This is a genomic window from Falsibacillus pallidus (assembly GCF_050990905.1).
Taxonomy (GTDB): Bacteria; Bacillota; Bacilli; order Bacillales; family DSM-25281; genus Falsibacillus; species Falsibacillus pallidus_A.
Genome location: NZ_CP158866.1, coordinates 470,779 through 485,484 on the forward strand (window position 1 = coordinate 470,779; position 14,706 = coordinate 485,484).

Genomic DNA, 14,706 nt, shown 5'->3' on the forward strand with positions numbered 1-14,706 from the left:
CTTGCACCCCGCCCAAGCATTTTTCATATGTTGTAAAGTCTTTATAAAAGCGATGGGGAGGAAATTGGATATGAACTCATTTTTCGATTGGGATCAGCCTTATTTTTTTGACGACAGAATGCCTGCTGGCCAGGGTGGAAGCTGGGGTGGCCAAAGCCAGTATGCTCCATTAGCGCCAAGTTCATGGAAAATGCATGATCATTGGGGAATGCATGGAGGGAAGTGGTGCCATCATGGACCATGGCAGGAATCAAACGATCATTGGGGCAGCCATAATCCGACTCAACATCATCAATGGCATCAACAGCAGCCCTGGCATCAGCATCAAGGGGCTTCGCCATGGGGATGGGGTCAACAACAGGGTCAGTGGGGCCATCAAGGCCAATGGGCACAGCCCGGCGGACAATGGGGAGTTCCAGGGCAGAGCCAATGGCACGGAGGACAAAATCCGTGGTACGGAAGCCAAATGGGATATATGCAAAACTACTAAAATCAAAAAGGACTGGTGCAGACCAAGATTTAAATGGTCAGGGCGGTCCTTTTTTTTGTCTGTAACGAAAGGAAAATAGAACCATTTTACAGTTTGGAAAAAAATTAAGCTACAAAATGTGAACATTTTATGTATAATTTAAAATATAATAAATTTTCAGTTATTAAAAGGGGGAAATCATTTGGAAACATTCATTAACAATTTAAGCGGGTGGCTCTGGAGCTCGCCAATGATCTATTTGTGCCTTGGAATTGGTCTTGTTTTTTCATTAATGACCCGCTTTCTGCAAGTAAGGCACATTAAGGATATGGTCATGCTGATGTTCCAGGGGAAAAGCTCTGAAGCTGGTGTCTCCTCATTTCAGGCCTTGGCCGTTGCTCTTTCTGGACGAGTAGGGACTGGGAATATTGCCGGTACTGCGACTGCGATCGCTTTTGGTGGTCCGGGTGCTGTGTTTTGGATGTGGGCCATTGCCTTCATCGGAGCGGGGAGTGCCTTTGTGGAATCGACGCTTGCCCAAATTTACAAAGTAAAACTGGACGGGCAATACCGCGGCGGTCCAGCCTATTATATTGAAAAAGGGATAGGGATCAAGTGGTATGCAGTACTTTTTTCAATCGCAGCAGTTGTGGCGATGAGTCTGCTGATGCCGGGTGTTCAATCCAATTCGATTGCCATCGGCCTTGATAATGCGTTTGGTATCAGTCCAACAATCACAGGTATTGGACTAGTCATCTTATTGGCGGTTATTATTTTTGGTGGTATCAAACGGATTGCCAATGTTGCGCAATACGTTGTTCCTTTCATGGCGGTAGGCTACGTATTAGTATCCTTAGTTATTGTTGCTATGAATATCACTGCACTTCCCGGCGTCATCGCCCTTATTTTCAAAAGCGCCTTTGGAGCTGACCAGGCTTTCGGGGGAATTATCGGTATGGCGATCTCTTGGGGAGTAAAACGGGGGATCTATTCAAATGAAGCGGGACAGGGAACCGGTCCACATGCGGCAGCAGCTGCAGAAGTATCCCACCCAGCCAAACAGGGACTCGTACAGGCATTCTCCGTCTATATCGATACACTGTTGGTTTGTTCGGCTACAGCCTTTATGATTCTTTTTACAGGCATGTACAACACGCAGGCAGAAGATAAATCGTTCATTGTCCAAAACCTGCCGGGTGTAGAAGCGGGCCCAGGGTATACTCAGGCAGCGATTGAAAGCGTCATTCCTGGATTTGGCGCTGGGATGGTCGCCGTTGCATTATTCTTCTTTGCATTCACGACCATCATGGCTTATTACTATATTGCAGAAACAAATGTTGCCTATCTCTTTGGCGGCAAGAACAATAAATGGGCCACTCTTGTTTTGAAATTTGTCCTTTTGGCTGCTACTTTCTATGGGGCTGTCAAGACAGCCAAGCTCGCATGGGCATTGGGGGACATCGGACTGGGCATCATGGTCTGGCTGAATATGATTGCTATTGTCATCCTTTATAAGCCGGCGATGAAAGCTTTGAAGGATTACGAGCAGCAAAAGAAACAGGGGCTCGATCCAGTATTCAATTCTAAGAAGCTCGGAATCAAAAACGCTGAGTATTGGGAAACAGAATACAAAGTGGAAGATGAGAGAGTCTCATAATGCAGCATCAGGAACAGCAGCATCCTTAAAGGGTGCTGCTGTTTTATTTAAGAAAAGAAAGTATAAATAATCAGAGTGAAGTGCTGTCCAGCTCCATCGCCTAGCCCCTCGAGGTCATAAGCCGTACCTCTACGGAAATCAGGATTTCCTTCGAGTTCCGTCTTACGCTGGTCGGGGCTGAACAAGGCGCTTGCGCTTTTCTGTTAAAATTGGAATTAAGCAAAAAGGGAATGTATAATTTGAATGAGTATTTTTATTATAGCTCAAGGAGATGAATGAGCGCTTGAATAAATACATACAAAGAACGGCTGCCGTGATTGTTTTGATTACATTATTCAACCTTTTCACGCTCTTTGATGGTACCGACGCAAAGAAGGCCTATGGAGCTCAGGAAACCTATTTGGCTTTAGGCGATTCGCTGGCAGCGGGGATGACGCCTTATGATGGGGTCGGCCCGGGCTATGCGGATATGATAGCCCTTGCATTGAAAAGTGACGGCCGTATTGGGGGCTTTTCTAAGGACTTTGCCATTCCTGGATATACGACAGGGCAGGTGCTTGATTTGCTGCAGCAAAAACAAGTGCAGCTCGCAGTTTCCCGTGCAGATATCATCACCATCTCTGCAGGTGCCAATGACTTGCTGCAAGTCGTCAAGAGCGATCCCGGTCATTTAACTGTCAGCTATGAACAGCTGCAAGCAAATTTTGCCCTGAATCAGGTTCGCCTGAATGAAGGAAAGATCTTAAAACTGATCCGCCAGCTGAATCCGAGGGCAAAACTCGCAGTGATGGGCTATTATTTTCCCTATCCACATATATTGAACAGCCATAAAAAAGGAATCGGAGAGGAACTCGACATTCTTAATGACATCCTTCAGAAAACAGCGGAAGAGCACGGAGCCGTCTTTGTTCCTGTTTCACAGGGATTTGGACTCGACGCGAAAGAGCTGGTGCCGAATCCGGAAGATGTCCATCCAACTCCAAAAGGATACTTGGCCATGGCGAATGCATTTCTATCTATCTTTACTCCGGGAAAAGAATTGCCGGCTCACGTATTGGATAACCTCCCTGCGCCAGTGCCATTATCGGATTTTATAGAAAAGAAAAAAGCTATAATGCAGCCTGCTTCAGTTCAATCAGAGCAGCAACATGAACCGGCTGCTGCACGGACGACCCAAGAAAGGGTATATCAATAAAAAAACACATCATGAAAGAAGGAATGCACCATGCTAAATTTCGGTACAATCGGTACAAGTTCCATTACAACAAAATTCATTGATGCATCAAAAAGAGGAAACCAATTAAAACTGACAAGCGTATATTCGCGGGATCAAGCCAAAGCGAAGGACTTTGCAGATGAGTTCGGAGCAGAATACATATTTACAGATTTAGAGGAAATGGCAAAAAGCAGCCACATCGATGCGGTTTATATTGCATCGCCTAACTCCATGCATTATCAGCAGGCGAAGCTTTTCCTGCAAAATAAAAAGCATGTCATCTGCGAGAAGCCTATTTTTTCAAATAGTGCTGAGCTTGAAGAGGTCTTTCAAGTGGCAGAGGAAAATGGCGTTTTTATCCTGGAAGCCATTCGCAATATCCACTCGCCGAATTTTAAAAAGCTGAAGGAGAATCTTTCTAAAGCCGGGGCTATCAGAAGCGCGAATTTGCACTATGTGAAGTATTCTTCCCGCTACGATTTATTCCTGGAAGGGGAAGTACCGAACATCTTCAACCCTTCTTTCTCTGGAGGAGCATTGGTGGACCTTGGCGTCTATCCGATTTTCCTTGCTGCAGGATTGTTCGGTGAGCCGAAGGAAATCTCGTATCACCCTGTACTATTATCAAACGGTATCGACGGAAGCGGTACATTGGTGCTCGTCTACGAAGGGTTCGTCTGCACGATCCTTTGCTCGAAAATTGCCCAATCGTACGCACCAAACGAAATCCATGGAGAAAAAGGGACGTTCATCCTTGATTATTCTGCGCCGATTACCTCAATTGAATTTATTGAGCATCACTTCATGAACAAAGAAAATCTGACTGTCAATCAAAATGAAAACGATATGATCTATGAAATCGAAGAAATCACCGCCATCATTGAAAATAACGATCAAGCAAAATATGCTGAATTGAAAGACCTCAGCAGGCTCGTTCTTAAAATCACAGAGACAGCCAGGGAAAAAAGCGGCATTGTATTCGATGCTGACAAAAAATGATGTGAAAAGCAGCCGAAAACGGGCTGCTTTTTCTATTTAGGGGCTATTAACACTAAAATTCCAGCAAATTTTTGGAGTCTTCATGGAATAACGAAGGAAAAGTATATGGATTTATAGTGAATTCTTCGCAGTTGCAGCCTTTATGCGCCAAAAATACTCGCTTATGCGCCGAAATTCCTGTTCTATGCGCTAAAAAACTCTGTTATGCGCCGGCCAAAGCCGTTTATGCGCCAAAATCACCTGCTTATGCGCCAGCAGCATATAATCACAAAAATTCCAAGAACATCTCCACATCATTCGACAAAAGTCGGGGGGTGACAGGCACCTTTCACAGGCACCTTTTACAAACACCTTATATTTAGGGAACCGAAATAAATCTCTTGTAGAATCCAATGAATTTCACTAGTATAAAGAAGGATGATTAATTGAAAAGAAGGGTTCGTATGAAATATACAACAGATTGGAAAGAGAGTTTGTGGGTAAGGTTTGGCTGGACACTGCTGTTATCCCTCATTGGAGGAGCGATCTTTTTCTCCTTCCATGCGCCGATCCCGTGGCTGCTGGGGCCGATGGCTTCAGGTCTTATTGCCTCACGATTTAAGATGATCAAACTGTATTGGCCTGTGCAGCTAAGGAACATCGGTTTAATCATTGTAGGGTATTTACTTGGCCTTTCAATCACTAAAAATACATTAATCGAAATCAGTCATCAGCTGCCTTCGATGCTCCTGACGACTTTGATCATTTTATTATTCAGTGCCTTGATGGCCTGGTTTTTCTCTAAATGGTCGGGGGTCGATTATAAGACCACATTGACAGGAAGCATCCCGGGCGGGCTTTCCCAAATGGTGACCCTTGGGGAGGAAATCAAGGGTATCGATTTGACGGTTGTGACCCTCATTCAGGTTTCCCGGCTGATCTGCATTATCTTCCTAGTTCCATTCTTGCTGTTCAGTCCGCTTTATTCAACCGGGGAGGCAGGAGGATCTACTGGCATCAAAGCCGCGGTGCAAACGGTCCAATGGGCCGACTTGTTTCCGAATATCCTGGTGTTCTTGGCCGCAGCATCCCTGCTTGCACTGCTTGGCAAGAAAATCAAGCTGCCGACGCCATTCTTGCTTGGACCGATCCTTGCGACTGCCATCATAAGCATTTCAGGATTAAAAGGGCCACAGCTCCCTAACTTGGTTATTAATATTTCTCAAATATTGATCGGCGGCTATTTCGGGCTAATGCTGAAAACCAGCCAGTTCCCCAATAAATATAAGATGGTCGGATTTGCGTTATTGAACGGAGTGATCCTTACATCCTTTTGCTGGGGATTGAGTTTTGTAATGGAGTACGCTCATCATTTGTCAGCAGTAACAAGCTTTTTGAGCGTAGCACCAGGGGGAATGGATCAGATGGGACTGATTGCCAAAGAACTGCATGCCAATCTCTCCATCATTACCGGATATCAGATATTCAGGATTTTCTTTATCCTTTTCATTGTGCCGCCAGTCTTGAAATGGCTATTTACGAGGCAGACGCGAAAGGAACGTTCGCTGGGGTGACAGGCACGCCCCGATTTTTGTCGAATAAAAAACAGCTTGAGGAATTTTCCTCAAGCTGTTTTTTCATCCAGGTACTTAATCCATCACAGGTTTGGTTTTGGTACCTTCTTTTTTATTGGAAAGAAGAAGCGATGCTGTGATGAATGCGAAGTAAAGAAGGGACGCGATGCACATCCAGAGCCAAATCGCTTTGACAGCAGGGTTTGCTGCTACTCCTGTTAAGGATAGCAGGGCAGGGATGGTCAAAGTCACCCAGGATTGAACGAATGCCACTTTCCCGATATAGACATCAAGCTTCTTGTCTGTCGTGTTCAATAAGAAGAACAAGAACCATAGATAAGACCACATAAACCATGTAACGGTATTGATGGCATCATGGAAGTGGGCAAAGTAGACGATGGCGTAGACCAGGGCAACGATGGAAACCCATATCGAAAACCACCCTAGGCCAGTGCCATTCAAATTTTTGTAGACAGTAAATCCAAAATATAAATAGGTCAATCCGAATAAGAAAATGGCGCCGTTGCTGTATAAAGCCCAATTGGACTGATCGGAAGTGATGACAAGATAGAAAGGGGAAGCTACTTGAAGAGCACCTACGATCAAGTTAAGGACGGCAACGCTTTTTCCTTCTGCTTTCCCTAAAAGCAATAAACTATTCAAAAACAGGACAGCTCCTGATAAAAGCAAACCGACAATTGCCATAAAAAGAATCCTCCTCAAAAAAAATAAGGCTGTTTTCGTAAAAATTGTTGTTAAAATCTTACTGCCGATTTTAACGCGAGAATAGCTGGTTGGCGCGTTGCAATAAAGTATTCAGGCTCTTTTCCAGCTGAAAAAATATTTTGATTGAAAAGACTATCCTGCTCTCATTGCAACTTGCAGCAAACTTTAAGAAAAGAGCCAAAAATAAAGACCTCCCCACACCAGCGGCATGGAGAGGGAACAACTATATATTAAAGAACAAAACTTACGATGATAGCGGACAAAATGCTGACAAGTGTTGCACCATATAAAAGTTTCAATCCGAAGCGGGCAACAACATTCCCTTGTCTTTCGTTCAAACCTTTAACAGCTCCGGCAATGATGCCGATAGAAGAGAAGTTAGCGAAAGATACAAGGAAGACAGAAATGATTCCAAGTGTACGCGGGCTGAATTTGTCTGCAACCTTGGAAAGATCCATCATTGCAACGAATTCGTTCGTTACAAGTTTAGTTGCCATGATTCCACCTGCAGATACAACTTCTGAAGCCGGGATGCTCATGATGAAGGCAACCGGTGCAAAGATGTAGCCAAGGATCTGCTGGAATGTGATTCCGAAGATCATGTCGAATACGTCGTTGATTCCTGCAATCAAGGCAACGAAACCAATCAGCATGGCGCCGACGATGATGGCTACTTTGAAACCGTCCATGATGTATTCGCCAAGCATTTCGAAGAATGATTGCTTTTCTTCTTCTTGGATAACCAATATATCCTGATCCGGATCAACAGTATAAGGGTTGATAATGGAAGAAATGATGAATCCGCCAAACAAGTTGATGACAAGTGCCGTCACAACATATTTCGGTTCAATCATTGTCATATAAGCACCGACAATGGACATGGAAACAGTTGACATAGCAGAAGCGCAAAGTGTGTATAGACGCTGTTTTGGAAGTTGTCCAAGCTGCTTTTTCACTGTGATGAATACTTCTGATTGTCCGACAATGGCAGAAGCTACAGCGTTATAAGATTCAAGTTTACCCATTCCATTGACTTTGCTTAATAGAATCCCGATGCCTCTCATGATAAGAGGGAGGATCTTAAAGTGTTGGAAGATACCAATCAAAACGGAAATGAAAACGATTGGAAGAAGAACGCTCAAGAAGAAAGGAGCTTGTCCGTCGTTGGCAATTCCTCCGAATACGAAGGAAATCCCATCGTTTGCATAATCCAGTAATTTTGTGAATCCAGCTGCAAAGCCTTTGATCAATACAAGGCCGAATTTAGTGTTTAATAGGAGTGCAGCCAATGCGACTTGAATGACAATCATGAGAATGATCGGCTTGATTTTGATATGCTTCCGATCGCTGCTCACTAGAAATGCAAGTGCAAGGACAATGATCAACCCTATGACAGAAATTAAATAATTCATTATGCCACCTCTTTACTGTTGCTAAGATTTTAGTATTTATTGAAAGCGTTATTTGTATACGCTTTCAAATGTGGTAAAAATATACATACGTATGATGTCTGACCTCTGACAATGAATACTATAATACAAAGTAGTTTCATAAATCAATAGAAAATGTTGAATAGGAATTATTTACAGGAGTGTGAGGGGATTTGAATGGATAGATCAAGGAAAATGCCGGCCGAGAAGAAGCGGCCGGCAGTGCAAGTAGTTTAAAGGTTTACATTAATTCGGCTGATAGCTGAACGTCGATATTGCCGCGTGTTGCTTTTGAATATGGGCACACTTGATGCGCTTTTTCTACAAGGTCGTCTGCTTCTTCTTGAGTTACTCCGTTGATGCCGACATTTAATTTGACGGCAAGTCCAAAGCTTTCGCCATCTTTTCCAATGCTGACTTCAGCTGTCACTTTGGATTCGATTTTCTTTCGTTCTTTTTGGGCTACAAGATGGAGGGCACTGTCAAAGCATGCGGAATAGCCTGCTGCAAATAGCTGTTCTGGATTTGTTGCGCCAGCTTCTTCTTTTCCTCCGAGTGATTTTGGCATGGATAGGTTCAGGTCAAGGGTGCCGTCGCTGGAGGATACTTTCCCGCTGCGGCCGCCTTCTGCTGTTGCTTTAGCTGTATAAAGTGCTTTTTCCATTGTCGATCTCTCCTTTAATAATTAATTGTGTACAATTTAATTTTACAAAATAATAATACTTCAATCCTTTTTGATTGTCAAAAATTTAGTTTTGCACAATTGACTTGTTTGGACGGAATTTACTATTATTAAAATATCCATACTAATTCATACCACCTGGAAAGTAGGACAAACATGAATAATCAACAATTAAAACTTGAAAACCAGATCTGCTTTAAGCTTTATGCAGCAGAGAGGGAAGTAAATAAAATATACAGGCCAATATTGAAGGAACTGGATATCACCTATCCTCAGTATTTGGTTTTGCTCGTATTATGGGAAACGAACGCTGTTTCTGTGAAAAACTTGGGAAGCAGGCTTTATCTGGATTCAGGAACACTTACTCCGATGCTGAAAAGAATGGAGCAGAATGGGCTGATTGAGCGTAATAGGTTTCCTGAAGACGAGCGAAGCGTCATTATATCTTTGACCGAAAAGGCAAAAGAGATGCAGAAAAAAGCAGAATGCATCCCAGATATGCTGCTGAAGGAGCTCTCCGTAAGCGAAGAAGAATTAAAGCATTTGAATGGGATTTTGTTGAAATTGCTCCGCTAGGATCGAAAATAAAAAATCGGCCCCATATTAATGAGGCCGAAGCTGGTCATTGGTGTTGATATTGCTTGTAGATGCTATAGAGTTTTCCGGAGAAATTTGTGAACATTCCAGTCACTCCCCAATCAAGGAGCATCTTCATATCTTGTTCGGAATTGACTGTATAAGGGTGAACCCATAGGCCGTGATTACGTGCTTTTTGAACGAAAGATTTATCAAGGAATACTTGTCCGTCATCTGAATAATTCATTCCGATTCCTTTTGCATATTTGCTGATTTCAACAAGCTCAGAATCTTTCAGGTCAGAAGGTGTGGATGTAAGCCCTGTATCCTCTGCATACTGGCCGTTCGCATCTTTTTCATACCAGAGAAGCTGCACCAAAGGAATAGTAGGGTTCAATTTATGAACTTTTACCAGGCTGTCCTTGCTGAAGGATTGAATGATGACATGGCTGGATTTTTCATTCTGCCCTGTAAGTTTATATTCTTTTAGCAAGTTTAATAGTTTTTCTTCCATTCCAGGATAAACATCCGGGGATTTTGTTTCGATATAATAATGAGCGTCGCGTCCATAGCGTTGGAATATTTCTTCCAAAGTAGGAACCTTTAGACCGTTGTATTCCGGTTTTGCATATTCAGGATATTTTTTGTTGAACCAGCTTCCTGCATCAAGCTGCTTGATCTCTTCAAGCGTCTTATCACGTACTTCGCCAGTGCCGTCTGTCGTACGGTCAACGGAAGTATCATGCATGGCAACCAGTTTGCCGTCTTTTGTCATTTGGATATCGATCTCGATATAGTCGCCTTTTTGCTTTTTGACCAAGTCATAGGAAGGGAAGGTATGCTCGGGAGCCAATCCGCTTACCCCGCGGTGGCCGATGATCAGGAATTTATCGTGCCCTTCTTTTGCAGAAGCATAACCCGTACCGATTCCGGATGCCATAAGGAGTGCCAAACCGCCGATTAACATTTTGCTGAATTTTTTCTTCATCCACTTTCTCCTCCTCATTTTGCAATCTATTTCTCTATCAGTATACGAGAGGGAAGAATTGATGGATAGAGATGTCACGGCTTCTTTATAAACCTTTAGCCTGCCTTCACGCCAGCTTTACTATAAGTTCAATCTTGTAACATTATCATAGTATCAATAAGTTCTTAGAGATGAGGTTCTTTCATGGATAAGCCCAGATTGCCTAATTTTTTCACTATAAAAGCCAGCTCAGCCCAAAGGAAGACGGCCTATGGGTTTGGCGCATTCATGCTTCTGCTGACCCTTGCTGCACTCCCGTTCTTGAGCAGACAGCTTGTTGAAATCAAGCCGTTTTTGCCGTCATTCATCGCCCTTGTAGCGTTCATTGATTGTGTGACAGGCTACCTCTTTTATCGACAGTACAGGGTTTCAGGGTCTTTGCCGCTGCTCGTGCTGGCAGGGACATTCTTTTACAGCGGCCTGATTACGATCCCGCACATCCTGACATTCCCGCATGTATTCTCGGAGACAGGGCTTCTGGGCGCAGGCAAACAGACAGCCGTCTGGTTCTGGGTGTCATGGCACGGCGGCTTCCCGATTGGGATCTTGTTTTTCTTAATGGCGCTAAAATATAAAAATATCGCAATTTCAGTGAGAAATAGAAAGTTGACAGGGGTTCTTACAATTGCCGCAGTTGTTTCCCTTGTCATTGTGATGACTGTATTGTTTACGCAGTTCCATGATGCTCTCCCAAAAATAATTCATGATAATGGGTACAATTCGATAATAACGTCGGGAATCGGTCCGGTGATTTGGCTCATGCTGCTTTTAGCGGTCATCGGACTTTTAAAACAGGGGAAAATGAAAACAATCCTGGACGTTTGGCTCACCCTCGCTGTATTTGTCTTTTTTATTGATGTAACGGTGACACTGATTGCAGGGAGCCGCTATTCGCTGGGATGGTATTTTGCAAGAGTCAACAGTTTTATTTCTGCCAGCGTGATACTGAGCATCTTTTTATATGAGATGAATCGGCTTTATGCCTTGCTTGCGGAACAGCAGCAGCGGTATCAATCGCTTTTTATGCATAATTCCGATGCTGTTTATTCCATGAATAAAGAACGGCAGCTAGTCAGCGTCAATGAGGCTTGCAGTAAGCTGCTCGGCTACTCGAAAGAAGAATACCTTCATCAAAATGGTGGCAATTTCATTGTTCCTGAGTACAAGGAAGCAAGTGCTTATCATTTTGAACAGGCCTTGACCGGAAAGCCGCAGAACTATGAATCTGTCGCCCTCCATAAAGATGGCTCGCGGATTAATGTTCAGATTACGACCATTCCCATCATCATTGAAGGAGAAGTGACGGGAGCATTTGGAATCTTAAAAGACATCACTCTGCAAAAAGAATCTGAACGAAAACTGAATGAAGCGAACTTGGTGTTGAAGGAAATGTCCTTGATCGATGCAATGACCGGTCTTGCCAATAGACGCTACCTTGACCAATATCTAGAAGAGAAATGGCAGGAATGCTTTAAAAATGAACAGCCGATTTCTTTTATTCTTCTGGACTTGGATAACTTTAAAGGGTTCAATGACACCTATGGGCATTTGGAAGGGGACCAATGCCTGATGAAGATAGGAAAGGTACTTGCTCATGCAGCTGAGTTCCATGGACTTGCTGCACGTTATGGGGGAGAAGAGATGTGCATCGTCCTCCCTGAGAGAACCATTGAATTCGCTTTGCTGATGGCCGAGGAAATCAGAAAAGAAATAGAGGGCTTGTCGATACCTCATCAATATTCTTTAACAGGAGTGGTGACAGCAAGTCTCGGAGTCAGCACCGTTTTCCCAAGTGCGGACTCTGTCTATAATGAATTGATTGACCATTCCGATCAAGCTCTTTATGAAGCGAAAAGAACAGGGAAGAACAAAGTTGTAAGTTATACAGGAGTTAATAATTAGATTTAAAAACACTGGAAGAAAGGGAATCCCATCCTTTCTTTTTTTGTGGCTTTTCATTTTTGTCCAAATTCAAGTTATAATGGTTTTAACTATTTGTTGAATTCAATGGATATTTTGATCATAAAGGAGATTAACATGACAAACGCAGCATTATTAGAAGATTTAAAGCCATCCATACTAGCGGTTTGGGGAAAAGAGGGGTTCACCCAGCCGACATCCATACAGACGAAAGCGATTCCTGAAATCCTCAGCGGAAAGGATCTGATCGCCCAGTCCCCGACTGGAACAGGAAAGACCCTTGCTTATCTGCTCCCGGTTATTTCAAAAGTGGATGCCGATAAACAAGCCCCACAAGCATTGATTCTGGCTTCCTCGCAGGAGCTTGTGATGCAGATTTTCCAGGAGGTGCAAAAGTGGACCGAAGGCAGCGGTCTGAAGGCAGCTTCCATCATCGGCGGGGCCAACCTGAAGCGCCAGCTCGAAAAATTGAAAAAGCATCCGCAGATTATTGTAGGAACTCCGGGAAGAGTTCTTGAACTGATCAAGCAAAAGAAACTTAAGATGCATGAAATGAAGACCCTTGTCCTGGACGAAGGGGATCAGCTGCTTGTTCCGGAGCATCTTGAGACAATCAAGACTATCCTGAAATCGACTTTGAAAGATCAGCGCCAGGTCCTTCTTTTCTCTGCGACTTTGACCGAGCGTTCTGAACAGATAGGAAAAGAACTTCTGGAATCGCCGGAATTGATTAAAGTGGAGAAAGATGAAACAATCCAATCTGATGTCGACCATATCTACTTTGTGTGCGAACCAAGGGACAAGCAGAAGATCCTTGAAAAAATTGCGCGCCTTGAAGATGTGAAGGCACTCGCATTTGTGAAGGATATCGGAGAAATCTCCGTCTTGAACAGCAAGCTCCAATATAAAGAACTTCCAACGGGCATGCTTCACAGTGAACTGAAAAAAGATGACAGGAAGACCTATTTGAAAGACTTCCGAAATGGAAAGATCAATATGCTCCTTGCGACTGATGTGGCAGCACGCGGCCTTGATATTAAAGGCGTCACCCATGTCGTTCATTTTGATTTTCCAAAAGAATTGACGCAGTATGTGCATCGTTCAGGAAGGACAGGCCGTTTCGGAGCGGACGGTACAGTCATTTCCATCGTGACGGATCGCGAAGAAAGAGAATTGAAGCAATTCGCGAAGGAACTGGGGATGGAAGTGGAGAAGAAAGAATTTTATAAAGGCGGTATCGTGGACGCCAGATCATAATAGAAATGAAAAAGGCATCATCCTTGATTTGGGATGATGCCTTTTGGTATTTTGGATTAAATTTCCCCAACTTCAGGCTCGCCAATTTTGACGAGCTGCTTGCCGCGGTTGGTTCCTTTGAACAATCCCAGGAAAGCTTCCGGGATGTTTTCAAATCCCTCAACGATGGTTTCTTCATAGGTTAATTTTCCTTCAGAAAGCCATTTCCCTAAGTTTGAAGCACCTTCTTTAAAGCGATCGGAATAGTCGCTAACAACGAATCCTTTAATCAACGCACTGGATTTGATGAGCTTTGTCTGAATCCTCGGCCCTTGGTCATTTGCTTTGTTATAAGAAGAGATAGCGCCGCATTGGGCGATTCGTGCATGTTTGTTCAATAGATTCAGCACAGCATCAGAAATTTCTCCTCCGACATTGTCGAAGTAGGCGTCCACACCATTTGGACATGCTTCTTCCAAAGCGGCCTGGATATCGTCGGTTGTTTTGTAATTGATCGCTGCATCAAAGCCGAGTTCGTTTTGGATATAGTCGACTTTATCATCAGATCCCGCAATTCCTACAACTCTTGCCCCGAAGATCTTGGCAATTTGTCCGGCAGTTGAGCCGACTGCTCCCGCAGCTCCAGAGACCACGACAGTTTCGCCTTCTTTAGGACGGCAGATATCCTCGATGCCGAAGTAAGCTGTCAAACCCGTCAATCCCAGTATTCCCAAAGCTGTTGTGACGGGAGCCATTTTAGGGTCTATTTTCCGTATTTCGTTTTCACTTGCTTTTGAATATTCTTCCCAGCCGAGCATCCCGGTTACGATATCACCTTTTGAAAATCGGGAAGAGGCGGATTCGACAACTTCCCCCACGACGCCTCCCACAAGCTTCTCATTCAGGTTGAATGGCGCAACGTAAGATTTAGCGTCGCTCATCCGGCCGCGCATATACGGGTCCACGGAGAGATACAGATTGTGGATCAATACTTCATTTTCCCCAAGAGATGGGACGGGGACCTCGACAAATTTGAAATGTTCTTCAGTTGGAATGGTTTCAGGTCTTTTCACTAGATGGATTTGTCTATTCGTACGAGCAGCCATTATTTGCCCTCCTAAAATGTAATTGAATCATGATTCACACTACCATAAAGGTATCAGAAATTTCAATTATCAGCTGTTTTCCCAGCAATCCGGTTTCATCCTAAGCGGT

General features: G+C 43.8%; 13 protein-coding genes. 8 read left to right on the plus strand and 5 right to left on the minus strand.

The features are described 5' to 3' along the window. The first annotated feature begins 70 nt into the window (after positions 1–70). From ABTV07_RS02460 to ABTV07_RS02480, 5 genes are all read left to right on the plus strand, one after another. The gene (locus tag ABTV07_RS02460) at positions 71–490 is read left to right on the plus strand and encodes a hypothetical protein (protein ID WP_433747040.1); all 420 of its coding nucleotides are present in this window, start codon (positions 71–73) and stop codon (positions 488–490) included. Between the two features lie 229 nt (positions 491–719). After that, complete coding sequence (locus ABTV07_RS02465; protein WP_433751064.1) at positions 720–2,126, plus strand: alanine/glycine:cation symporter family protein; 1,407 nt, start codon at positions 720–722, stop codon at positions 2,124–2,126. A gap of 283 nt (positions 2,127–2,409) precedes the next feature. Next, positions 2,410–3,321, plus strand: coding sequence for an SGNH/GDSL hydrolase family protein (locus ABTV07_RS02470; protein ID WP_433747043.1), 912 nt, complete (start codon positions 2,410–2,412; stop codon positions 3,319–3,321). A 30-nt stretch (positions 3,322–3,351) separates the two neighbouring features. Next, positions 3,352–4,341: a Gfo/Idh/MocA family protein gene (locus tag ABTV07_RS02475; RefSeq protein ID WP_433747046.1), complete on the plus strand. Its 990-nt coding sequence runs from the start codon at positions 3,352–3,354 to the stop codon at positions 4,339–4,341. Between the two features lie 443 nt (positions 4,342–4,784). Next, complete coding sequence (locus ABTV07_RS02480) at positions 4,785–5,894, plus strand: AbrB family transcriptional regulator (RefSeq protein ID WP_433747049.1); 1,110 nt, start codon at positions 4,785–4,787, stop codon at positions 5,892–5,894. A gap of 75 nt (positions 5,895–5,969) precedes the next feature. Here ABTV07_RS02480 and ABTV07_RS02485 read toward each other — a convergent pair whose 3' ends face one another. The 3 genes from ABTV07_RS02485 to ABTV07_RS02495 form a co-directional block, all read right to left on the minus strand. Next, positions 5,970–6,599, minus strand: coding sequence for an AmiS/UreI family transporter (locus ABTV07_RS02485; RefSeq protein WP_433747052.1), 630 nt, complete (start codon positions 6,597–6,599; stop codon positions 5,970–5,972). Between the two features lie 251 nt (positions 6,600–6,850). Next, the gene (locus ABTV07_RS02490) at positions 6,851–8,032 is read right to left on the minus strand and encodes a NupC/NupG family nucleoside CNT transporter (protein ID WP_433747055.1); all 1,182 of its coding nucleotides are present in this window, start codon (positions 8,030–8,032) and stop codon (positions 6,851–6,853) included. Positions 8,033–8,291: 259 nt separating this feature from the next. Continuing rightward, positions 8,292–8,714 carry an organic hydroperoxide resistance protein gene (locus tag ABTV07_RS02495; protein ID WP_433747058.1) on the minus strand — a complete coding sequence of 141 codons (423 nt, stop codon included), beginning with the start codon at positions 8,712–8,714 and terminating at the stop codon, positions 8,292–8,294. 174 nt (positions 8,715–8,888) lie between these two features. Between ABTV07_RS02495 and ABTV07_RS02500 the strand changes: the two genes are divergently transcribed. Further along, complete coding sequence (locus ABTV07_RS02500; protein WP_433747061.1) at positions 8,889–9,308, plus strand: MarR family winged helix-turn-helix transcriptional regulator; 420 nt, start codon at positions 8,889–8,891, stop codon at positions 9,306–9,308. 46 nt (positions 9,309–9,354) lie between these two features. Here the strand turns inward: ABTV07_RS02500 and ABTV07_RS02505 are convergent, their stop codons facing one another. Continuing rightward, entirely contained in the window at positions 9,355–10,275 is a 921-nt protein-coding gene (locus ABTV07_RS02505) for a glycerophosphodiester phosphodiesterase (protein ID WP_433751067.1), read from the minus strand. Between the two features lie 204 nt (positions 10,276–10,479). On the opposite strand from ABTV07_RS02505, the gene ABTV07_RS02510 reads away from it, so the two are divergent. Both ABTV07_RS02510 and ABTV07_RS02515 read left to right on the plus strand, forming a co-directional pair. After that, positions 10,480–12,237, plus strand: coding sequence for a diguanylate cyclase domain-containing protein (locus ABTV07_RS02510; RefSeq protein WP_433747064.1), 1,758 nt, complete (start codon positions 10,480–10,482; stop codon positions 12,235–12,237). 135 nt (positions 12,238–12,372) lie between these two features. Then, positions 12,373–13,512 carry a DEAD/DEAH box helicase gene (locus ABTV07_RS02515; protein ID WP_433747067.1) on the plus strand — a complete coding sequence of 380 codons (1,140 nt, stop codon included), beginning with the start codon at positions 12,373–12,375 and terminating at the stop codon, positions 13,510–13,512. 56 nt (positions 13,513–13,568) lie between these two features. Here ABTV07_RS02515 and ABTV07_RS02520 read toward each other — a convergent pair whose 3' ends face one another. Further along, the gene (locus ABTV07_RS02520; protein ID WP_433747070.1) at positions 13,569–14,597 is read right to left on the minus strand and encodes an NADP-dependent oxidoreductase; all 1,029 of its coding nucleotides are present in this window, start codon (positions 14,595–14,597) and stop codon (positions 13,569–13,571) included. Positions 14,598–14,706: the final 109 nt, after the last annotated feature.